General features: G+C 73.9%; 21 protein-coding genes. 6 read left to right on the top strand and 15 right to left on the bottom strand.

Features of this window, described 5'->3' with window-relative positions:
* Positions 1-96: 96 nt before the first annotated feature.
* Entirely contained in the window at positions 97-1,086 is a 990-nt protein-coding gene (locus C7456_RS10040; RefSeq protein ID WP_109723600.1) for an LLM class flavin-dependent oxidoreductase, read from the bottom strand.
* 126 nt (positions 1,087-1,212) lie between these two features.
* On the opposite strand from C7456_RS10040, the gene C7456_RS10035 reads away from it, so the two are divergent.
* Positions 1,213-2,259, top strand: coding sequence for an HDOD domain-containing protein (locus C7456_RS10035; protein WP_109723599.1), 1,047 nt, complete (start codon positions 1,213-1,215; stop codon positions 2,257-2,259).
* Positions 2,260-2,543: 284 nt separating this feature from the next.
* Here the strand turns inward: C7456_RS10035 and C7456_RS10030 are convergent, their stop codons facing one another.
* The 3 genes from C7456_RS10030 to C7456_RS10020 all read right to left on the bottom strand — a co-directional run bounded on the left by C7456_RS10030 (position 2,544) and on the right by C7456_RS10020 (position 3,949).
* Complete coding sequence (locus C7456_RS10030; protein WP_139943016.1) at positions 2,544-3,065, bottom strand: hypothetical protein; 522 nt, start codon at positions 3,063-3,065, stop codon at positions 2,544-2,546.
* Between the two features lie 86 nt (positions 3,066-3,151).
* Positions 3,152-3,637, bottom strand: a complete 486-nt coding sequence (locus tag C7456_RS10025) for a DUF998 domain-containing protein (protein WP_245889826.1) — start codon at positions 3,635-3,637, stop codon at positions 3,152-3,154.
* A gap of 147 nt (positions 3,638-3,784) precedes the next feature.
* Positions 3,785-3,949, bottom strand: a complete 165-nt coding sequence (locus C7456_RS10020) for an oxidoreductase-like domain-containing protein (RefSeq protein ID WP_425454630.1) — start codon at positions 3,947-3,949, stop codon at positions 3,785-3,787.
* A 680-nt stretch (positions 3,950-4,629) separates the two neighbouring features.
* Here C7456_RS10020 and C7456_RS16835 point away from each other — a divergent pair.
* A complete protein-coding gene (locus tag C7456_RS16835) occupies positions 4,630-4,872 on the top strand; it encodes a hypothetical protein (RefSeq protein ID WP_139943019.1) in 243 nt (80 codons plus the stop codon).
* Positions 4,873-4,935: 63 nt separating this feature from the next.
* On the opposite strand, the gene C7456_RS10010 is transcribed toward C7456_RS16835, so the two are convergent.
* Entirely contained in the window at positions 4,936-6,588 is a 1,653-nt protein-coding gene (locus C7456_RS10010) for a M28 family metallopeptidase (RefSeq protein ID WP_109723594.1), read from the bottom strand.
* A 148-nt stretch (positions 6,589-6,736) separates the two neighbouring features.
* Between C7456_RS10010 and C7456_RS10005 the strand changes: the two genes are divergently transcribed.
* From C7456_RS10005 to C7456_RS09995, 3 genes are all read left to right on the top strand, one after another.
* On the top strand, positions 6,737-7,504 hold the full coding sequence (locus C7456_RS10005; RefSeq protein WP_109723593.1) for a class I SAM-dependent methyltransferase: 768 nt from the start codon (positions 6,737-6,739) through the stop codon (positions 7,502-7,504).
* Entirely contained in the window at positions 7,504-8,853 is a 1,350-nt protein-coding gene (locus C7456_RS10000) for a hypothetical protein (protein ID WP_109723592.1), read from the top strand. Before C7456_RS10005 ends, C7456_RS10000 begins: the two co-directional genes overlap by 1 nt.
* A gap of 163 nt (positions 8,854-9,016) precedes the next feature.
* Positions 9,017-9,511, top strand: a complete 495-nt coding sequence (locus C7456_RS09995; protein ID WP_109723591.1) for a hypothetical protein — start codon at positions 9,017-9,019, stop codon at positions 9,509-9,511.
* 18 nt (positions 9,512-9,529) lie between these two features.
* Here C7456_RS09995 and thpR read toward each other — a convergent pair whose 3' ends face one another.
* The 3 genes from thpR to C7456_RS09980 form a co-directional block, all read right to left on the bottom strand.
* Positions 9,530-10,138, bottom strand: coding sequence for an RNA 2',3'-cyclic phosphodiesterase (thpR, locus tag C7456_RS09990; RefSeq protein WP_109723590.1), 609 nt, complete (start codon positions 10,136-10,138; stop codon positions 9,530-9,532).
* 246 nt (positions 10,139-10,384) lie between these two features.
* A complete protein-coding gene (locus tag C7456_RS09985) occupies positions 10,385-10,894 on the bottom strand; it encodes a hypothetical protein (protein WP_109723621.1) in 510 nt (169 codons plus the stop codon).
* Positions 10,895-11,161: 267 nt separating this feature from the next.
* A complete protein-coding gene (locus C7456_RS09980) occupies positions 11,162-11,995 on the bottom strand; it encodes a DUF3014 domain-containing protein (protein ID WP_109723589.1) in 834 nt (277 codons plus the stop codon).
* Positions 11,996-12,215: 220 nt separating this feature from the next.
* Between C7456_RS09980 and C7456_RS09975 the strand changes: the two genes are divergently transcribed.
* Complete coding sequence (locus C7456_RS09975; RefSeq protein ID WP_109723620.1) at positions 12,216-12,518, top strand: EF-hand domain-containing protein; 303 nt, start codon at positions 12,216-12,218, stop codon at positions 12,516-12,518.
* Positions 12,519-12,586: 68 nt separating this feature from the next.
* On the opposite strand, the gene C7456_RS09970 is transcribed toward C7456_RS09975, so the two are convergent.
* From C7456_RS09970 to C7456_RS09940, 7 genes are all read right to left on the bottom strand, one after another.
* On the bottom strand, positions 12,587-13,618 hold the full coding sequence (locus C7456_RS09970; protein ID WP_109723588.1) for an aldo/keto reductase: 1,032 nt from the start codon (positions 13,616-13,618) through the stop codon (positions 12,587-12,589).
* A gap of 210 nt (positions 13,619-13,828) precedes the next feature.
* On the bottom strand, positions 13,829-14,875 hold the full coding sequence (locus C7456_RS09965; RefSeq protein ID WP_245889824.1) for a L,D-transpeptidase: 1,047 nt from the start codon (positions 14,873-14,875) through the stop codon (positions 13,829-13,831).
* A 26-nt stretch (positions 14,876-14,901) separates the two neighbouring features.
* Positions 14,902-15,699, bottom strand: coding sequence for a murein L,D-transpeptidase catalytic domain family protein (locus C7456_RS09960; RefSeq protein ID WP_109723587.1), 798 nt, complete (start codon positions 15,697-15,699; stop codon positions 14,902-14,904).
* 158 nt (positions 15,700-15,857) lie between these two features.
* A complete protein-coding gene (locus C7456_RS09955) occupies positions 15,858-17,384 on the bottom strand; it encodes a carbohydrate-binding protein (protein ID WP_245889823.1) in 1,527 nt (508 codons plus the stop codon).
* Positions 17,385-18,151: 767 nt separating this feature from the next.
* Complete coding sequence (locus tag C7456_RS09950) at positions 18,152-18,829, bottom strand: hypothetical protein (protein ID WP_109723585.1); 678 nt, start codon at positions 18,827-18,829, stop codon at positions 18,152-18,154.
* Between the two features lie 355 nt (positions 18,830-19,184).
* Positions 19,185-19,556, bottom strand: coding sequence for a hypothetical protein (locus C7456_RS09945; RefSeq protein ID WP_109723584.1), 372 nt, complete (start codon positions 19,554-19,556; stop codon positions 19,185-19,187).
* A 216-nt stretch (positions 19,557-19,772) separates the two neighbouring features.
* On the bottom strand, positions 19,773-21,044 hold the full coding sequence (locus C7456_RS09940; RefSeq protein WP_109723583.1) for an MFS transporter: 1,272 nt from the start codon (positions 21,042-21,044) through the stop codon (positions 19,773-19,775).
* Positions 21,045-21,284: the final 240 nt, after the last annotated feature.

Here is a 21,284-nt window from a genome sequence, read left to right as displayed (position 1 = left end):
TGTGCATGTTGTTCCCCTCGCCGATGGAAGCTGGCTGTTTGGCGACATCAGCTTCGCCCTCCGGTCAGAGGGGAACAACCTCTTGAAACATCACAGCTAGGCCAGGCGGTCGCGCACCTGCGCCAGGATCTCGTAGGAGCGCCGGCGCAGCGCGTGGTCGAAGACGTTGCTGGCGACGATCAGCTCGTCCGGACGGTGCCGCGCGATGAAGTCCACCAGCCCCTGCTCGACCGTCGCCGGCCCGCCGACCACCGCGCAGGCCAGTGCGTTCTCCACGCCGAGCCGCTCGGTGGGCGTCCAGTAGCTCTCGATGTCGTCGATCGGCGGCGGGATCAGCCCCGGCCGCCCGCGCCGCAGATTGACGAAGCTCTGCTGCTGGGTGGTGAACAGCCGCCGCGCCTCGGCGTCGCTGTCCGCCGCCACCGCGTTGAGGCCGAGCATGGCGTAGGGCGCGGCCAGCCGCGGCGAGGGGCGGAAGTCGCGGCGGTACAGCGCCAGCGCCTCGTCCATCAGGTCCGGCGCGAAGTGCGAGGCGAACGCGAACGGCAGCCCGAGCTGCGCGGCCAGCCGCGCGCTGAACAGGCTGGAGCCGAGCAGCCACACCGGCACGTCCAGGCCCGCGCCGGGCACCGCGCGCACCGGCTGGTCCGGCGCGGCCGGCTCGAAGTAGTGCAGCAGCTCGCGCACGTCCTGCGGGAAGGCGTCGGCGCTGTCGAAGTAGCGGCGCAGCGCGCGCGCCGTGGCGTGGTCGGTGCCCGGCGCGCGGCCCAGGCCCAGGTCGATCCGGCCCGGGTACAGGCAGGCCAGCGTGCCGAACTGCTCGGCCACCTGCAGCGGCGCGTGGTTGGGCAGCATGATGCCGCCCGCGCCCACGCGGATGGTCGAGGTGCCGCCCGCCACGTGGCCGATCAGCACCGCGGTGGCCGCGCTGGCGATGCCCGGCATGTTGTGGTGCTCGGCCAGCCAGTAGCGGCGGTAGCCCAGCCGCTCGCCCAGCCGCGCCAGGTCCAGCGTGTTGCGGAAGGACTGCGCGGCGTCGCTGCCCTGGGTGACCGGGGCCAGGTCGAGAATGGAAAGCGGGATCATGCGGCGGCCTCGTCGGCGTCCAGTTCTGCCGGCAAGTGGGGGCATCCCCGCGCCATGCAACCGCCGTCCTCTACATTTCGTCCCGTCCCGGCCGATAACCGGGCGTGCGAGGACGGGCGAGGGAGCATGGACCAAGGCAAGTGGAACCTGTGGCGGCGGCTGTTCGGCGCGCCGGCGCGTCCGGCCGTGCCGGCCGGGCGGCCGTCGCGCGCGGCCGCGCCGGAGCCGGCCGCGGAAGCGGCCGGGCCCGCGCCCGCCGAGCCGATCCGGCTGGAGCGGCTGGCCGACCTGTTCCACCGCTTCGTGCTCGGCCTGCCCGAGGACCGCGAAGCCGGCGCGATCCGCGAGGGCGAGCAGGCCCTGCTGCGCCGCCTGCAGGCGCTCACCGAGCGCTTCGACGTGCGCAGCCTGCCGCGCCTGCCCACCGTGCTGCCGCAGCTGCTGCGCATGCTCAGGAACGACAACAGCGCCGGCTCGCAGCTGGCCGCGCTGATCGGCCGCGACCCGGTGCTGGTCGGCGAGGTGATGCGGGTGACCGGCAGCGCGCACTACCGCACCGCGCAGCCGATCCACAGCCTGCAGCACGCGGTGGTGCTGCTCGGCCAGGAGGGCCTGCGCCGCGTCGCCACCCAGCACGTGATGAAGCCGATCCTGCAGGCCAGCGCCGGCATGCACGGCCACATGGCCGGCCAGCACCTGTGGGACCACGCCGAGCGCTGCGCCCACGCCAGCGCCTGGCTGGGCCGCCAGCTCGGCTGCGAGCCGTTCGAGGCCTACCTGGTCGGCATGGTCTGCCACGCCGGCACCGGCGCGGTGGTGCGCCTGCTGGACCAGGAGGCGCCGCCCGCCGCCGCGCCGTACTCCGGCCCGTTCCTGGCCGGCGCCATGCAGCTGGGCGCGCAGCTGTCGCTGCGCGCCGCCGAGTACTGGGAGCTGCCCGCCGGCGTGGCGCGCGCGCTGACCGAGCGCGCCGAGGCCGCGACGCCGCCGGCCTCGCCGCTGGGCCGCGCGCTGCAGGCGGCCGACGCGCTGGCGATGGCGCAGCTGCTGGCCGAGCGCGGGCGGCTGGAGCCCGAGGCGGACCTGAGCCGGCTCTGCCCGGACACGCTCAACCCCGCGCTGCTGCAGCGCTGCCAGCAGGACCTGCGCCGCCAGTTCCGCGAGGCGGCGTGAGCGCGCCGCGCCTCAGCGCCGGTTCGCGCTTTTCCATCGCCCCATGCCCGCCATGCCCGTCATGCCGCGCCGCCGTGGGCCCGATGGTCTGGGCATCGCGGCCGGAGGCCGCGATCGGTCTGACGCGAGACCGCGCCCCGGTGCCAAATGCGCGAGCGCGGCCTTGCATAGCCGGAGAAGCACGGGAAACGATGGAAGCACGGCTCGCGCCACCCCACGCCCGCCCGCGCTTCATCCTGCCAGCCTTCCTGGCGCTCTTTCCCCGCAAGATTTGGAACAGGCGCTCAGCGCCGGCTGGCGTGGATGTCGGCGGCCAGCCGGCCGGCGACGTCCTTGCCAGCCGCATCGAGCAGCGCGGTGAACAGCCGGGCGTAGTTCTGGTCCGCCGGCACCGGCAACGTCGGGTGCGCGGCGTAGCCGCGGTCGGTGAAGATGCCGCGCGCGTTGATGCGGCAGTGCAGGGCCAGGTCCAGCGTCGCGCTGCTCGGGCCGTCCTCCGGCGTGTCCACGCGCATGCCGGTCTTCAGACCATCGCAGGACACCACCAGGTCGGTGTAGTACTCCGGCTGGGCGGCGTGGCGCAGCTGCGCCTGCAGCACCTCGGGCACCGACGGCGACGGATTGAGCACCACCTTGCCGTCGGCGCCGCGCACCGGCACGTCGAACGCATCCTGCGGCAGCGTCAGCCAAGGCGCCGAGGCGGGTTGCACCAGTTGCTGCAGCGGCACCGGCGTGCGCGTGTCCTGGCGGCCGCAGGCGGCCAGCAGCAGCGTCGAGGCCGCGAGGGCCAAGGCTCGTTTCGTCATGGAACTCCCCCATCCGGTCAAGCTGGGGACTGTAACCGGCCTGCCGGGATCGATCAATGCACCGCAACATGAAGCCGTGGCGGCGATCACGCCGCGCCGCGATTGGACGTCTGGCAGTCCGGACGTCCCACGCAGCGGCGCAGGCCGTCGGCCGCCCAGGCCAGCCAGCCCGCGATCAGCAGGATCAGCAGCTTCTGCTCCAGCCCGCGCAGCGGCGCCCGCCACAGCACCTGCAGCCACATCCCCGCGAAACAGGCCCCGGCCCACGCGAGGCCCAGGGCGAAGCGGCCGCGCCAGCGCGGGTCGCCGCGCAGCCGCCACGATTGCAGCAGCATCGCGCAGGTGGCGCAGAGGAAGCTGGCCGAGGCCGCCACGCCGTGCACGTAGCCGGCCAGGTTGGACGGCCGCTCCGGCACGTCGGTGCGCGCCAGCGCGGTCACCGCCAGCGCCAGGCCGGCGGCGACGAACAGCAGCAGCGGCGCCGCGCTGCGCGCGGGCGGCGCCAGCGCGCGGTAGTAGCCGGCCCCGAGCGCGGCCAGCGCGCAGGCGAGCAGCAGGTAGGCCGCCTGCACGGACGCGCCGCCGGCGCCGAGCAGGTAGCAGCTGAGCGGCGCGCGCAGCCAGTCCAGGTCCGCGCAGGCCCAGCGCCGCCGCGCAGACCAGCACGAACACGGCGATGCCCGCCAGCGCCGCGGCGCCGAGCCGCGCCGGAACCTGGCTCACGGCGCGGCCCCGGGATGGCGGCGCAGCCATGCGGCAAGGGCCTCGCGGTAGGCCGCCAGCTCCTCCGCGTAGCGGTCGTTGACGCAGTACGCGCAGCCGCCGCCGCAGCAGTCGCCGGGCGCGGGCTCCTCCGGCGGCCGCGGGCGGGGGTCGTCCGGCACGGGATCGGATGGCGGGGGCGGCGCTGGGGGCTGCATCGGCGGCTGGCGGTCGTTGCGGAGCGGGCATCTTGGAACGGGCATCTTAGAACCTGTTCACGATCTCCTCGTACCTCGTGCCGGAGCCGTCTGCGTGCGGGCCAAGGAAAAGCGAAGGCACGCGGGGAGGCGCCATGGATGGCGCCGCCTTCGAGGAAAGGGGAGTGGACGGCGGTCCGCGACGGCGCGGCATGGCGGGTGCGGGGCGAGGGTCCGGGCATCGCGGCCGGAGGCCGCTCCCACCGGGCTTGCGAGGCTCCCTGTGGGGGCACGGATGGGAGCGGCCTCCGGCCGCGATCATCCCGCCGCGACCGCCGACGGTCCCGATGCCAGGCCCGTCGAGGTCATGCCCGGTGCCAGGTGGTCGAGCATGACTCGGCCTGGCCGAAGCGCGGGATGCGATGGAGGAACGGCCAGCACTGTTCCACACCCACCTGTCAGCGCTTCATCCCGCTGCCTTCCTGGCGCTCTTTGTTGAACAGACGCTTGCGCAGGCCGGCCAAGGCCGCGCGTTGCCGCCGCAACGGCGATTTCATCCGCCGATGACGCGACTTTCAAGCCGGGCCGTGCAGGATCGGTCGACGTCCGGTGCCGGCCATGCACCGCGCCGGCCCTTTCTGGATTCCTGCCCCGGAGGAAACAGCATGAAACGACAACCGATCTACTGGAGCCTGCTGCTGGCGACCACCGTCGGCCTGGCGGCCTGCGGCAAGCAGCAGGGCGGCGACGAGACCCAGCCGGCCGCGCCGCCGCCGGCCTCCACCGCCCCGGCACCGACGACGCCCGCCACGCCCGCCCCGGCGAGCACGGCGATGCCGCCGCCGTCCAGCACCGCGCCGATGTCGCCGCCGCCCAGCGAGCCGGCGCCGTCCAGCACCACGCACTGACGGCGCAGCGCCGAAGCAGCGCGGCGGCGGAGTTCGCTCCCCCGCCGCGTTCGGCGTGCCCGGTCAGCGGCGCTCGGCGACCGTGCGGTCGCGGAGCGCGCGGAACTCCGAGTCATTCGCCCAGTTCGGCCACTCGCGCGAGTTGGCCAACCGCGCGCCCAGCGTGTAGAGCATCCCCAGGTCGTGCGCCATGCCGGTGAAGCTCCAGTCCGCCTGCCATTCGTCCGACGGCTGGTGGTAGTGCGCCTCGGTGTAGGCCTTGCTGGCCGCCTCGCCCGCCGCCACGTCGCCGTCCACCCAGTCGTTGCCCGACTCGTAGGAGATCGCCGGCACGCCCTGCTTGGCGAAGGAGAAGTGGTCGGAGCGGAAGAAGCTGCCCGCCTCCGGGTGCGGGTCGGGCGCGTAGCTCATGCCGTGGGCCTTCGCCACGGCGACCAGGTCGTCGAGCAGGCCGAGCCGGGCGCTGCCCGAGATGGAGAAGTTGCGCGCCGGGCCGTGCGGGTCGAGCGCGTCCATGTTGATCACGCCCACCGTCCTGCCCGCCGGGTAGAGCGGGTGGGTGGCGTAGTACTCCGAGCCGAGCAGGCCCTTCTCCTCGGCGGTGACGTTGAGCAGCACCACCGAGCGCTCGGGCCGCGGGCCGCGCGCGAAGGCGCGGCCCATCTCGATCAGCGCGGCGGTGCCGGTGGCGTTGTCCACCGCGCCGTTGTAGATGCGGTCGCCCTTGGCGTCGGGCGCGCCGACGCCCAGGTGGTCCCAGTGCGCGCTGTAGATCACCGTCTCGCCGGGGTATTTGCTGCCCGGCACGAGGCCGACGATGTTGTGCGTGGTGATCACCTTCGCGTCCACCGCGAACTTCGCCGACAGGCTCTCGCCCTTCAGCTCCACCGGCCTGAAGTCGCGCGTCTGCGCCTGCTTCTTCAGCGCGTCGAAGTCCAGCCCCGCGGCCCTGAGCATCGCCGCCGCGAGGTCGCGCTGGATCCAGCCCTCCAGCCTGGTGTGCGCCTCGGCCGGATGCTCGCGCACGATGTCGAACATCGCGTTGGTGTTGGAGTTCTTCACCGTGGCCCAGCCGTAGGAGGCCGGCCTGGTCTCGTGCACCACCAGCACGCCCAGCGCGCCCTGGCGCGCGGCTTCCTCGTACTTGTAGGTCCAGCGGCCGTAGTAGGTCATCGCCTTGCCGCCGAAGTCGCCCTGGCCGCTCTCGAAGTCGGGGTCGTTGACCAGCACCACCGCGATCTTGCCGTGCAGGTCCACGCCCTTGTAGTCGTCCCAGTGCCGCTCCGGCGCCTTCACGCCGTAGCCGACGAAGACCAGCGGCGCGTTCTCGATGTCGACCCGGCGCGAGCCGTCCAGCGCGGCGCGCACGACGATCTGCTCGCCCTGCGTCAGCGCCTGCGTGCGGCCGCCCAGACGCAGCGACAGCGCCGGCGCGCCGACGATCTCCGCGCGCAGCAGCGGCACCGCCTGCGTCCAGCCGCGCCTGCCGTCCTTGAGCTCGCCGCCCGGCTGCACGCCGGCGGCCCGCAGCTGCGCCACCACGTAGTCGATCGTCTTCGCCTCGCCCGGCGTGGCCGGGCCGCGGCCCTCGAAGGCGTCGGAGGACAGGGTCTTCACCTCGGCGGAAAGGCGGTGCGGGTCGAACGCCGGCGCGTCGGCCGCCACCGCGGCGGAACCCAGCGCGAACGCGACGGCACAGGCAAGCAGCTTCTTCACTTCGTCGTCCTCGGTTGCGGGCGGAAAGCCGGGCCATGGTAGGCAGCCGGCCGGGCCGCGTCCATGCGCGCGACGTGCTGGAAGTCATGCCCCGCCCCCACCGCTTCGGGCGCACAATCGGCGCACCCTTCCCCGCCAGGAGCACGCCATGCGCACCACCCTGCTCGCCGCACTGCTCGCGCTCGCCCTGCCCGCCGCCGCCGCCGCCGCCGGCAAGACCCCCGCCGCGATCCCGGACTACGTCGCCAAGGCGGTGGCCGATCCCGCCCGCCAGGCCGACGCCGTCAACGACGACCGCCGCAAGATCGCCCAGCTCGTCGCCTTCAGCCAGGTCAAGCCCGGCGACAAGGTGCTGGAGCTGATCCCCGGCAGCGGCTACTTCACCCGCGTGTTCAGCGCCGTGGTCGGGCCCGGGGGGCACGTCTACGCGCTGTGGCCGGACGAGTACGCCAGGGAGGACGCCGACGGCCTGTCCGCCTCGCGCACGCTCGCCGCCGACGCGCACTACGCCAACGTCAGCGTGCTCACCCAGCCGGCCGCCAAGCTGGGCGCGCCGGAGCCGGTGGACGTGGTGTTCACCTCGCAGAACTACCACGACTATCCCGACCCCTTCATGGGCAAGGTGGACCTGCTCGCCTTCGACAGGCAGGTGTTCGCCGCGCTCAAGCCCGGCGGCGTGTTCGTGGTGATCGACCACGTGGCGCCGGCCGGCTCGGGCCTGCGCGACACCGACACCCTGCACCGCATCGACCCGGCCATTGTGAAGAAGCAGGTCGAGGCGGCCGGCTTCGTGTTCGACGGCGAGAGCGCCGTGCTGCGCAACCCGGCCGACCCGCACACCGTCAAGGTGTTCGACAAGTCGATCCGCGGCCACACCGACCAGTTCGTCTACCGCTTCCGCAAGCCGAAGGGCTGATGCCGGCGCGCAGGTTCCCGCGCTGGAGCCTGCTGCTGGGCCTGGCCTGCGCCGCCGCGGGCCAGGCCCAGACCGCCGCGCAGTGGCGCGCCGCGCAGTTCGCCGCGGCCGACAGGGCCGAGCGGATCATGCACGAGGCCGACCGCCGCCACGGCCTGCTGGCGCAGTACCTGGCGATGATGGACGCGCTGCAGGCGTCCGACCCGAAGGATCGCGCCTTCGACCTGGTGTTCAGCCAGTACCTGGCCTGGTACCAGAGCTACGTCGGCGACTACCCGCACGCGCAGGCCAGCTTCTCGGTGCAGGAGAGCCTGCAGCCCGGCGACCGCCCCTCGCCGCTGGACGCGGGCTACGCGGCGGTGCCCGCGCTGGAGGCGATCCCCGCGCTGGCGCGGAACTACCGCGCAGTGTTCCTCAACGAGGCGCACCACATCCCGCTCACCCGCAGCCTCACCGTGCAGTTGCTGGCGAAGCTGCGCGCGGAGGGCTTCGACTACTTCGCCGCCGAGACGCTCTACCCGGACGACGCGCAGCTGCAGGCGCGCGGCTACCCCACCGCGGCCAGCGGCTTCTACACGCGCGAGCCGGTCTGCGCGGAGATGGTGCGCACCGCGCTGAAGCTCGGCTTCAAGGTGGTCGCCTACGAGGCCGGCGACGGCGGCAGCGACGACGCGCGCGAGCGCGCGCAGGCGCGCAACCTCTACGAGCGGGTGTTCGGGCGCGATCCGGCGGCGCGGCTGGTGGTCGACGCCGGCTACGCGCACATCGTCGAGGAAGGGCCGTACCTGGGCGGCGCCTCGATGGCCGAGCACTTCCGCGCGATCAGCGGCATCGACCCGCTCACCGTCGAGCAGACCATGCTGATCCCGCACCCCGACGCCGCGCAGGACCATCCCTACTACACGGCGGCGGTGCAGCGGCTGCACCCGCAGGCGCCCGTGGCGTTCCTGCGCGACGGCCGGCCGTGGGCGCTGCGCGCCGGCTACGACGTCAGCGTGCTGTTCCCGCCGCCGCGGCTGCGCCGCGGGCGGCCCGACTGGCTCGCGCTGGGCGGGCTGCGCCGGCCCTACTTCGTCAGCGGCGAGGTGCCCTGCCGCGGCGACTATCCCTGCCTGGTCGAGGCGCGCTACGCCGGCGAGGGCGACGACGCGATCCCCGCCGACCGCCTGCTGTTCGATCCGCCGCCGCCAAGGCCGCCGCCGCGCGACCGCCCGCGTCCCGCCGGCGGCGCCACCGCGGGCGAGCTGTACCTGCGCCCCGGCCGCTACGAGCTCGTCTTCAGCGACCGCGACGGCCGCCGCCTCGCGCGCTGGCGCATCGACGTCCCCGGCGGCGGCGCGGCGCGCTGACGCCGGCGCGCAGGCAGACGCGCGCGACGATCGCTTCACTTCGGGGCAACGCGCCGGTCACGCGCGAAGGAGCAGCATGACGGGCCTGAAGTCCCCACACGCCCGGCCTGCCGATCCCCGGCTGCGCCGCCGGGCGCGCGGCCTGCCCGGACCGGAGACCGCCATGAAGACCCGCTGCGTATTCGCCACCCGCGACCTTGCCACCGCCCGCGCCGCGATGGCCGCCGCCCACCGCGCCGGCGTGGACGACGCGGACATCGCCTTCCTCGCCCGCGAGGACATCGAGCAGGCGCAGATCCCCGACCACCGGCTGCTCGGCCGCAACGACTTCTACCCCGCCGCGCGGCGCGGCGTCGTCTGGGGCGGCGTCAGCGGCCTCGCGCTCGGGCTGGCCGCCGAATGGCTGGCGCCGGCCTTCCAGTTCTCCACCGCGCTGGTGATCGCCGCGATCGGCGCCATCGCCGGCGCCTGGATCGGCGCGCTGGTCGGCTCCGAGGTGCCCGACCCGGTCGACCGCAAGTTCAGGAGCGAGATCGACCGCGGCCACATCCTGGTGGTGATCGACGCGCCCGGCGACCGGCTGGCGCAGATCGAGCCGGCGGTGGTCCACGCCGGCGCGCGGCCGCTGCCGTTCCACGCGCGCACGATCTTCAGCTGAGGCGGCGACAGGCCGTTTTCATTCCTCCGTGCCCAGCCGCCGGCGCGCCAGCACCCGGTAGTGCGGCTCGCCCGCCACGCTGTGGACCAGCGCGAGCTCGTCCACGCGCCAGTCCACCGGCTCCACCGGCGTGTTCTCCAGCAGGCCGCCGCGGCTGTAGGCCAGCGTGACGTGCGGCGTGAAGCCGCGTTCGACCGGCACGCCGCGCAGCGACGCCGCCAGCGTCCGGCGCAGTTCCTCCCGCAGCTGCTGCAGCGGCGCCGGCGTGGCCGAACCGCGCAGCACGCATGGCGGCAGGCGGCCGCGGAAGCTCGCGGCGTAGTCCAGCGTCCAGGCGAACGGCGCGACGCGCAGCGTGGCCATGGCCGCCTGCGCGGCGGCCACGACGTCCGCGCGCAGCCCGGCATGGTCGCCGAGGAAGTACACCGTGGCGTGGTAGCGCGCCGGATCGACCCAGCGCGCCCGCAGCGCGGGATGCCGCTCGCGCAGCGCGCGCGCGAGCCGCGCGAGCCGCTCGCGGACCGCCGCGTCCGGCATCAGGGCGAGGAACAGGCGATGCACCGCCGGCGGCGCGGCATCGCCGAGCAGGTCGGGCTGCCTATCGGATGGTGGACGGCGAGCGGGCATGGCGGTGGATGATGAAGCGCGCGACGCCGGCGATGGTGCCGCTTCGCGGCGCGGCAGGAAACACGCGGCGCGCCCGCGCCTCGGAGCCTGTTCACGATCTCCAAGTATCCCCCCCATGAAACGTCATCCCAGCGAAAGCTGGGATCCAGCGGCGCTGACTTTTCCAGGGAAAGTCACTGGGTTCCTGCTTCCGCAGGAATGACGGAGAGGGAATAGCCGGACCGACGGTAGATCGTGAACAGGCTCTCAGAGCAGGGCCAGCAGCACCGGCACCGCCACGCCCGCCGCGAGCAGCGCACTGACCAGCCGCGGCCGGCGGGTGAAGCGGTAGGCCATGTAGACGCCGGTCAGCGTGGACAGCAGCAGCCCCAGCGAGACCAGCACGAAGAAGATCTTCATCGGCAGCAGGTGCCTCGGCGGCGTGCGCGGCGGCCGCGCTTCCGCGCCGGCCGGCGGCCGGTGCTCGCCCGTTCCGGCCTGCGCGTCCGCCGTCGGGGCCGCGGCCCGCTCCGCGCCGGCCGCCTCCGGGCGCGGCCGGCGCGCCGGCGCCACCGTGGTCTGCTTCTTGTGCAGCATCGACAGGCTGGCCAGCCAGGCCGGCGGGCGGTAGCCGCTGCCGTCGCGCGCCGCCTCGTGCCAACCGAAGGTTTGCAGGCCGCCGGTGACCGCGAAGAACAGCAGCATCGGCGCGGTGAACACGCCCAGGTACAGGTGCAGCTGGCGGGTGAACTTCAGGAGACGGTGGCCGGCGGACATGATGGGCATCTCGGGCGCGCGTGGAGCGCGGACTTTAAGAGCAAGCCGCGCCGGCCAACAAGCGCGGCCATGCGCCAGCAGGCGCCCGGCGTTGTCCGGGCCGGGCGCGCAGGGCGCCGCGCCGCGATGACGGCCGCGCGCCGGCCGTGCAGGTCGACGCCGGCGCGCACCTCGCAGCGGCCGCGCGAAATCCCGAAGCCCGTCGCCACGCGCGGCACCGGCGCCCCGTCGCCACGGCGGAAAGCCGGCAAGACAGGCGCGAACCGCTCAGCCCGCCGGATGCACGGCCGCCAGCGCCTCCCGCAGCGCGCGCAGCCGGGCCTTCGCCGCGGCCTCGCCGTCCGGGCCGAGGCGGATCATCAGCTTCTGCCCCGCCGACCGCGCCTCGAGGCCGGGATCGGCGAACTCGTAGAACACCTTCGGCCGCACCAGCGCCGGCGGCGCGGCCGGCTCGGGCGCGGCCAGCATGTCGTCGATGGCCGCCAGCAGGCGGTCGTGGAACTGTCCCTTGGGATAGCCGAGCTCGCGGTAGGCCTGCTGGAACAGCGGGTACGCGCGCGCGTACCAGCGCGCCAGCGCCTGCGGATCGGTCGCCGCCGCCAGGCGCAGGTAGGGCTGGTAGCGCGCCGCGTTGCGCGGATCGATCGTGGCGCCGCCCGCCTGCTCCGCCACCAGGAACGCGCCGCGCGGCGTGCGCAGCGGCAGCAGCCGCACCGGCAGCGCCTGCCGCGGCAGCGCGTCCACCGTGGCGACGATGCGCCGCACGACCTGGTCGGGCAGCAGCAGCGCGCGCAGGTCGCCGCCGGCCAGGCCGGCCAGCGCCGCGGCCACGTCGGCGTCGCTGTCGTCCAGCGCGGGAAGCTGCGCGGTGGAGGCCGGCGCGGGCGCGGCGGTCGGCGCGGCGAGGGCGGCGGACGGAGGCATGCCCGCCGGCCTCGCCGCGGAAGCGGCGGGAGCCGGCGCCGGCGCGGGCGCGCCGGCCGGCGTCGGCGCCCACTTGCGCCAGACCAGCACGCCCGCCGCCGCCAGCGCTAGCAGCACCACGATGGTCACCAGCCAGCGGTCCGAGGATTGCCGTTGCTTCTTCGCCACGCTCGTCATCCCGTTTGCCCGTTCCTGCTGAGACTGGCTCCCGGCCGGATGGTTCACTCCCTGTGCACCCGCGCGGTGCGCGAAGGACGCGCCTGTAAGCGGATGTGGCTGCGCGCCGCCTGGAAAAATCCGCTCACATTTGCGTCGCCGCGCGCCGCGCCACGGCGCGCGGGCGCGCCTAAGCTGGCGCGCACCGCCGCACTGCGGCACGCACCGGAGAGAACCCACGATGCCATCCCACCTGCCACGCCTGGCCCTCGCCGCGGGCCTTGCCCTGTTCGCGGTATCCGTCGGCGCCTGCGCCCAGGGCGGCGGTCGCGCCCAGCAGATCGCCGCCAAGCTGAAGGAACGCTTCGACGCCGCCGACGCCAACCACGACGGCCAGCTGAGCCGCGACGAGGCCGCGCAGGGCATGCCGCGCCTGGCCGGGCAGTTCGACGCGATCGACGCGAACCATGACGGCCAGCTCTCCAGGGACGAGCTGGCCGCCTATCTGCGCGAGCGCCGCGCCGCGCGCCAGTCCGGCGGCTGAAGCCCGCCGCCGCGCCGGAGCCGCGGCCCCGCCGGGCGCCGCGGCGATGCCCGCGAAGGCGCGGACGCTCAGCCGTCCACCGGCGGCGGGTTGCGCTCGGCGAAGCCGGCCTGGTGCCAGTACGGATACGCCTTCGCCGGCCGGCTGGCCGCGTCGAGCCGGGCCACCTGCTCCGGCGTCAGGTTCCAGCCGGCCGCGCCGAGGTTCTGCCTCAGCTGCGCCTCGTCGCGCGCGCCGACGATCACGCTGGACACGGTCGGCCGCTGCAGCAGCCAGTTCAGCGCGATCTGCGGCACGCTCTTGCCGGTCTCGGCGGCGATCTCGTCCAGCGCGTCGACCACCTCGTAGAGGTACTCGTCGGCCACCGGCGGGCCGGCCTCGCCGGTCTTGTGCAGGCGGCTGGTGGCGGGCAGCGGCTGGCCGCGGCGGATCCTGCCGGTGAGGCGGCCCCAACCCAGCGGGCTCCACACCAGCGCGCCCACGCCCTGGTCCAGGCCCAGCGGCATCAGCTCCCACTCGTAGTCGCGCCCGACCAGCGAGTAGTAGGCCTGGTGCGCCACGTAGCGCGGCCAGCCATGGCGGTCGGCCACGGCCAGCGACTTCATCAGGTGCCAGCCGGAGAAGTTGGAGCAGCCCACGTAGCGGATCTTGCCGGCGCGCACGAGGTCGTCCAGCGTGGACAGCGTCTCCTCCACCGGCGTGAGCGCGTCGAAGCCGTGCAGCTGGAACAGGTCGATGTAGTCGGTCTGCAGGCGCCTGAGCGCCGCGTCCACCGCCTCGATCAGGTGGAAGCGCGAGGACCCCACGTCGTTGGGCCCCTTGCCCGCGCGGAAGGTGGCCTTGGTGGAGATCAGCGCCTCGTGGCGCCGGCCCTTCAGCGCCTCGCCCAGCACTTCCTCCGAGCGGCCGGCCGAATAGATGTCCGCGCTGTCGAACAGCGTGACGCCGGCCTCGAGGCAGATGTCGACCAGGCGGCGCGCCTCCTCCACCTCGGTGTGGCCCCAGGCGCCGAAGAAGTCGCCGCGGCCGCCGAAGGTGCCGGTGCCGAAGCTGAGCGCGGGGACGCGAAGGCCGGAACGGCCGAGTTGCCTGTATTCCATCGATGTGCTCCTTGGGGGACGGATCGCGGGAGAAGCTAAAGAGACCGGACCGTCGAGGCATGCGCGGCGCGCCATGCGGATGCCGTGCGGCATGCGTCCCTCGCCGGCCCCGTTCCATGGTAGCGCGCCGCGCCGCCGGCGCCGGGCGCGCCGGCATGAAGAAATTTTCATGCGCGCGGCGGCACGCCCGCGATGGCAACGACGAGCGGCCTAGGGCGTCGTCGCAGGAGGGTCCGAATCCAGCACCTGCAACGGGCCGCCGCTGGTGCCGGGGAGGATCGGCGCGTCGGTCGCCAGCAGCACCACGCCGGGCGTCAACAGCGGCATCAGCCGCGCCATGAACTCCGGCGGCACGGTGACGCGGTTGATCAGTTCCGCCTCCACCGGCTTGCCGCCCTCGTCGGCATGGCCGGGGATGCCGATGGTGATCCAGTTGGGCATGCGCACGCCGGCCCACTGCAGCTGGTCGGGCATGTAGCCGTCGGCCACGATGAAGGCGTGCGTGCCGGGCAGCGGATCGCGCACGGCGATGCGCGAGCGGCCGATCTCGACGCCGCTGCGGTACACCACCACGCGCTGGTCCGCCACGCTGAGCACCAACGACAGCGGCCCCGCGGGCGCGTCCTGCGGATGCCAGCTGAAGGCTTCGCCGTCGGCCAGCGGCGGGATCGCGCGCTCGTTGCCGCTCTGCGGGTCGATCGGGCTGATCGCGCGCGGATGCACCACGCTGACCGGCGCGCTGCCCTCCTTGGACACCACCACGGTCATGCCCAGGTTGGTGACGTCGAACAGCCGGCGCGCGAACTCGGTGGGCAGGTGCACGCAGCCGTGCGACTCCGGGTAGCCCGGCAACCCGCCGGCGTGCAGCGCCACGCCGTCCCAGGTCAGGCGCTGCTGGTAGGGCATCGGCGCGTTGTCGTACTTGTTGGAGCGGTGGTTCCTGTCCTTCTGCAGGATGGCGAACACGCCGGTCGGCGTCTCGTAGCCGGGACGGCCGCTGCTGATCGTGCTCACGCCGATCAGGATGCCGTTGCGGTACACGTAGGCGCGCTGCTCGGTGAGGCTGACGATCACCGCCAGCGGCCCCTCCATCTTCTCGCCGCCGGCCCAGATCCACTCCCCGGGCCGGAGGCTGGCCGGCGGCGTGTCCACCGGGCTGGACTGGCGCGCGCCCCAGGTCGGCACGGCGCTCGCCGCCCACACCGACAGGCCGCTCAGCGCCAGCAGGACGAAACACAGCAGGAGACGCGGCATCATGGGCCTCCGCCGGCGAAGCCGGCTGGCTACGCCGAGCCGTTGCGCGCGGTGCCGCGCCGCTCGGCCGTCACCGCGGCCTTCCCGCGCGCCGCGGCGCATTTCAGCAGCGCCGAGCGGGCCAGCCAGGCCTGGTCGGGATAATAGGAAAACACGAACTGGCCGCCCTTCATCACGTCGATGATCGGCCTGGCCACCGCGCTGCGCAGCGCCGGGCAGCCCCAGCTGCGGCCCAGCCGCCCCATCTGCCGGCCGGCCGCGGGATTCACGTAGGCCGCGCCGTGCATCACGATCGCGCGCGCCATCGCCGCGTCGTTGAAGCCCGGGTCCAGCCCCTGCAGGCGCAGCGAGTAGCCGTTGTGGCCGACGTAGGTGTCGCGGGTGACGAACAGGCCGAGGCTGGAGGCGTGGCTGTTGTCGTCGTTGGAGAAGCGCGTGGGCACGTCGCCGCCCGAGCCCTGCCCGTGCGCCACCACCTCCTCGTACAGCAGGCGGTCGGCCGCCAGGTCGAACACCCACAGCCGCGGCCGCAGCGAGGAGCGGCTGTAGTCGATCACCGCCAGGCGCCGCGCGTCCCGTCCCACGCCGCCGGCCTGCGCGCAGCGCATCGCGGCGAGCGCCAGGTCGAGCACGCGGGGATCGGCGGCCGGCGCCAGCCGGGCCAGCTGCGTGGCGGCGGGCAGGCCGTCGCCGGACGGTTCCGCGGGAATCCGCGAACGGGAGGCGGACGGTGCGGCGCCGGCGGCATCGGCGGCGGCGGCATCCTTGCCGGAAACGGACGCGAGCAAAGCCAGCGCCACGGGAAGCGCCAAGTATTTGTTACGCATTCGGGTGACTCTACGGACGCCAAACTGAATCGGATGTTCGGGCGGCCGGGGAGGCCGCGCGCCCGATGGTGCACGAGACCGCGCGTCCTGGCGAGCCCCGCCCTCGCCGGGTGCCGCGCGGGGCGGCCGATGCCGCGCCGCCCCGCCGGCTCCGTGGCTCAGCGTCCCAGGTCGCTGAGGAAGCGCTTGCTGTACTGCAGGGGCGAGGTGCCGCTCACCGAGTTGCAGGTCGGCGAGGCCGTGGTCATGTTGCCCGAACACGGCGTGTCGCGGTCCAGCGACCAGAAGTGCAGGCCGGCCAGGCCGTGGCTCGCCGCGTAGCTGACGACGGTGTCGACGTCGGCCGCCGTGAAGGTCTCGCTGGAGACGTCGTTGACGCCGATCATCGGGGTCAGCTCGATCTTGCCGGCCGGCACGCCGTAGGTGTGCTCGAGGTTCAGCGCGGCCTGGATCGCCGACTGGCCCATGTCGCACTTGCCGCCCGACACCACGCAGATGCCCGGCCCGGCGCTGCCGTAGTCCATCGTCATCAGGTTGATGGTGTAGTTCTGCAGGCCGGAGGCCAGCACCGCGCGCACCACCATGTCGCCCAGGCCGTTCACGCCGCCGTAGCTGCCGTCGGAGGCGGCCAGCGTGGCCAGGGTGAAGGAGAAGCGCAGGTTCGGGTACAGCCCCTGCGCGTACACCGCCTGCGCCACCAGGCTGTTGATCTGCGCCTGGGTCTGGCCGCCCTCGATGTCGAAGTCGATGCCGACCAGGTGCGGCGAGGCGTAGCGCGCGATGAACGAGGCCATGCCCGCCGGCGACGAGCAGGTGAAGGTGCCGGCCTGGCCGCCGGTGGAGACCACGTAGTCGATGCCGGCGTTCGACAGCGCCTGGATGTTGGCGCTGGCGAAGCTCGACGCCGGCACGCCGCCCCAGTTCTCGCTGCCGCACTCGCCGGTGGCGAAGGCCAGGGTGATCGCGCCCAGGTTCGGCAGCGCGGTGGACACCAGGCTGCCGGCCCCCACCACCGGGATCGGGCTGCCGGTGGCGGCGGCCGTGCGCATCACGTTGGTGTTCCAGTCGAGGTTGATGGTGACGTCCTTGTACGGGCTGAACAGCAGGCCGCTCGGCGAGCCGGTGCCGCCGGAGCCGCCGTCGCCGCCCGAACCGCCATCCCCGCCCGAGCCGCCGTCGCCACCGGAGCCGCCGTCGCCGCCCGAGCCGGAGCCGGTGCACGAGCCGATCGCGGTCCAGGGCTGGCCCGAGCCCGTCGGGCCGTTGTGCGTGGCCGGATCGTCGCCCTGCGTCCACCAGTTGGCGCGGTAGTTCACGCCGTTCTCGCTGACCGTGGCGCCGCCGTTGTAGGCGGTGGCGGCGTTCCAGGCGGCGTCGCAGTCACCCGAACCCGGCGGAGTGCCGCCGCCTCCGGAGCCGCCGCCCGAGCCGCCGCAGGCCCCTTGCGAGGTCCACGGCTTGCCGCTGCCGGCGGGGCCGTTGTTGGTGGCGGGGTCATCGCCCTGCGTCCACCAGTTGGCCAGGTAGTTGACCCCGTTCTCGCTGGCGGTGGCGCCGCCCGAGTAGGCCGTCGCGGCGTTCCACGCCGCCGCGCACGCGGGCAGGCTCTGCGCGAACGCCGCGCCCGTGGGCAGCGCCGCGAGCAGGGTGACGGACGCCCCCGTGCCCACCGCGCTTCCCAGCATGCCGAAAACCAAGCTTGACCACACAGCCGATCGCTTCACGAACATGGCTCTGTCTCCAGGTTGAGTGCATCGCTACGGGTCGCCTCGGCGATCTCGCGGCCCTTCCTGGCGTCCGCGCGGGGATCGTCGCCTCCCTGCCTCCATGCGTGCCGGCGCTTGCAGTGGGGGTGAAGCGACGCCTTCTTTAACCGTTTATGACAACGTTGTCTATGGATATGCCGTGAAAATGTGATGCCCCAGCCGAAACCGCCTTCCGCCCGGTCGCCGCCGTGCGCGGCGGGCGGCCGGGTGCCGGGAACCGTCGCCGTTGCGCATGGCGGGAGGGGGAAGGATCCGGCCAGGCCCCCGGCGTCACGATGGCCGGACGCCGGCCGCGGCCGCGCCCCGCTCCCGCCGGTGGCGGGCCTCGCGGCTCGCCGCGGGATCGACGCGCGGGTGCCGGCAGGTCAAGGGCTGACAACGATGTCCACCATGGGCGGAACATGCGCGCCCATGCCGGGTTCCACCTGCCGGCGCCCGGTGCGTTCCCCCGCAAGATCGCGGGCACGCGCTCGCGCCGCCCGTGATCGGCACGACGCATCGAGGAAGCCGAAGCGCAGGACCGGAAGGCCATCCAGCGAATGGCGCGCGCCTACGCGGCTCGCGCAGACAAGCAGGACGATCCGGCAAAGGAAGCGGGGACACCCTCGTGCGGCGAGGCCGGCGGCTTCGACGCAGCGGGCCGGTCGATGACCTCTGGCCGTGCCGCCGCGCCGCGAGGCAGGCCTTCAGCGGCGGCGGTACACGCCGTCGAAGCGCACGTTCATGCCGCCGCACCCGCCGTTGTCGGCCACCACCAGCAGCGACCCCACCAGGGTGGCGGTGACGCGGCACTCGCCGTCGACGAACACCGCGCGGTTGCCCGCGGGCGCGGCCTTGCCTTCCAGCCCGCCCACGTTGGGGCCGCCGGGGAACTGCTCCTGCGGCGGGTCGGCCGAGGGCCAGTACGCCTCGCCCTTCGCCGCCAGCATCCCGCCCTCGCGCCGCAGGACGAGGGCGTTGTCGCCGTCCTTCCACTTGCCGAGCCAGGCGTGCGGCGGCGGCGCGGCGGGCACGGGCTGCGGCTGCAGGCGGTCCGCCCGCACCCAGCCGGCGCTGCCGCCCGCGTCGTTCGGGTAGAAGGCGCAGCGGAAGGCGCCCAGCGCGCGGCCGGTCAGCACCGTGTCGCCGGGCACCACGTAGCCGCCGGCATGGCAGGCCCGCTCGTCGCGCGGGCAGCCGTCCATGTCGCCGAGGAAATAGAGCCGCCCCGCCCCGGCCACCTTGGCCAGGGCGAACCCGTCCTGCATCGACGCAAAGGCGCCGTTGCGGCACGAGCCGCCGTCCGCCGCCTGCGCGTGCAGCGCATGGGGCGGTACCGCGCCGGCGAAGGCGATGGCCAGCCACAGCGCGCGAGTCCGAGTCATGCCGATTCCTCCTTGAGTGTCGTTGGCATTCCGCGAGGCAGGAAGGATAAGCCGGAATCGCCCGGCGCTCCCCATCAGTGCCGGGCACCCCACCATCGCACCGCGGGAGGAAGGAACATGGCTTTCCCTGCTCGCGCCGCCCAGGCCGATCCCGCCGCCGTCAACGTCACGCCGCCGGTCGACGTGCTGCTGGATCTGCATGATCCGCGCCCCCGTGGTCACCCACCGGCCCAAGCTCGACCTGCCGCCAACCACCGAGCACCGCCTCCACGCCCGCCCGCGCTTCATCCCGACGGTCCTTCCGACACTCTTCCCCGGAAGATTTCGAACCGGCTCCGACGCCGTGCGGCCGCTCTCAGCGCACGTGCAGCCAGTGCACGTGCACGCCGTGCAGGCGGTCCTCGGCGCGCTGGCCCTCGCGGCTCTCCACCACCATGCCCCACACCACGCGCAGGCCGTCCGCCGCGATGCGGTCCACGCGCACGTGCTCGCCCTGCTGGATCGGGAAGGTGGTCTCCAGCACCATCACCTGGTCGCGCTCGTAGACGAGCACGCCGGGCCGGCCGGTACTGGCGCCCCAGCCGATGTGGACCTGCACGTCCTGCGGCGCATGGCTGCTGCGGTTGTCGAGCTTCCAGTGCTCGGTCCGGCTGAGCAGCGACTGCAGGTGCGGGTCGTTCCAGTCCACGCGGTTGCCGTGCCGGCCGTGCGGCTTGTGATGGCTCATGCGCGCCTCCCGCGGCTTGCCCGGAAGGTGCGCCCGACCGGGCCGGCCAGCGGAGGCCGTGCGCGGTCGCCGGACGCGGCAATGCCGCAGCAACGGCAGGAACGAAGGCACATATGCCGTGGATACCGAGGTTGTGGCGCCAGCCTTTTTATCGGCCAGCCGGCGTTTTCCTGAAGTGAACGCCCGCACATCCGCGACAACCGGACGGCCGGAACGCTAGTCGACCGCGGGCGGCGAGCGCCACAGCGCCAGCAGGGTCAGCGCCGCCGCGCCGGCGAGGTAGCCGCCGACCCACGCCAGGCCATGCTCGCGCGCCAGCCAGGTGGCGATGTACGGCGCCAGCGAGGCGCCGACGATGCCCGCGAGGTTGAACGCCAGCGAGGCGCCGGTGTAGCGCACCGCCGTGGGGAACATGTGCGCCAGCACCGTGCCCAGCGGCCCGTAGGTGAATCCCATCAGGCCCAGGCCCAGCGCCAGGAACGGCAGCGCGCCGCCGGTGCCGCCCGCGGCGAACAGCGGCGCGAAGACCAGCCCGAAGGCCAGGATCAGCGCCGTCGCCTGCACCAGCACGCGGCGCCCGCCGCGCCGGTCGGCCAGGCGGGCGGACAGCGGGATGGTCGCCGCGAAGAACAGCACGCCGACCATCTGCAGCAGCAGGAACCGCTCGCGCGAATAACCCAGCCGGCTGGTGGCCCAGCTCAGCGCGAACACCGTCATCAGGTAGAACAGCACGAAGGTGGCCAGCGCCGCGAAGGTGCCGGCGAGCAGCGCGCGCGGATGCCGCGCCACCACCGCGAGCATCGGCAGCCGCACGCGCTCGCGCTGCGCCATCGCGCGCACGAAGGCCGGCGTCTCGGTCAGCCGCAGGCGCATCCACAGGCCCAGCAGCACCAGCGCCGCGCTGCCCAGGAACGGCACGCGCCAGCCCCAGGCGAAGAACGCCGCGTCGCCGATCGCCGCGGTCAGCCACAGGAACAGGCCGGTGGACAGGAAGAAGCCGATCGGCGCGCCCAGCTGCGGGAACATGCCGTACCAGGCGCGCTTGCCCGGCGGCGCGTTCTCCACCGCCAGCAGCACCGCCCCGCCCCACTCGCCGCCCAGCCCCAGGCCCTGGCCGAAGCGGCACAGCGCCAGCAGCGCCGGCGCCGCCACGCCGATGCGGTCGTAGGTGGGCAGCAGGCCGATCGCCACCGTGGACAGGCCCATGGTGAGCAGCGCCGCCACCAGCGTGGCCTTGCGCCCCACGCGGTCGCCGAAGTGGCCGAACAGCGCCGAGCCCACCGGCCGCGCGAAGAACGCCAGCGCGAAGGTCGCCAGCGACTGCAGCGTGGCCGAGGCCGGGTCGCCCGCCGGGAAGAACAGCCGCGGGAACACCAGCACCGCCGCGGTGGCGTAGATGTAGAAGTCGAAGAACTCGATGGTGGTGCCGATCAGGCTGGCGAACAGGACGCGGCTCGGCGCATTCGCCGGTGCGGCTTCGGCACGCATCAGGACTTCCCCGGAGGCTGTGGAGCCGTCGATTCTGCCAGAGCGCGACGCCGGCGGACGGCCGGTGGATGCCCATGTGACGGGACCCGCATCCGCCTGCGGTGCAAGAGCCAATCGCTACACCGTCGCCCCGGCGCGGGCCGGGGCCCAGGGCCTCGTCGCTCATCCATGCCGCGTCGCCCTGGATGCCGGCCTGCGCCGGCATGACGAGCCGAGGCATGCCGGCGCAGGCCGCACGCG

Source organism: Fulvimonas soli (assembly GCF_003148905.1).
GTDB lineage: Bacteria > Pseudomonadota > Gammaproteobacteria > Xanthomonadales > Rhodanobacteraceae > Fulvimonas > Fulvimonas soli.
This window is presented reverse-complemented; position numbering and strand designations above follow the sequence as displayed.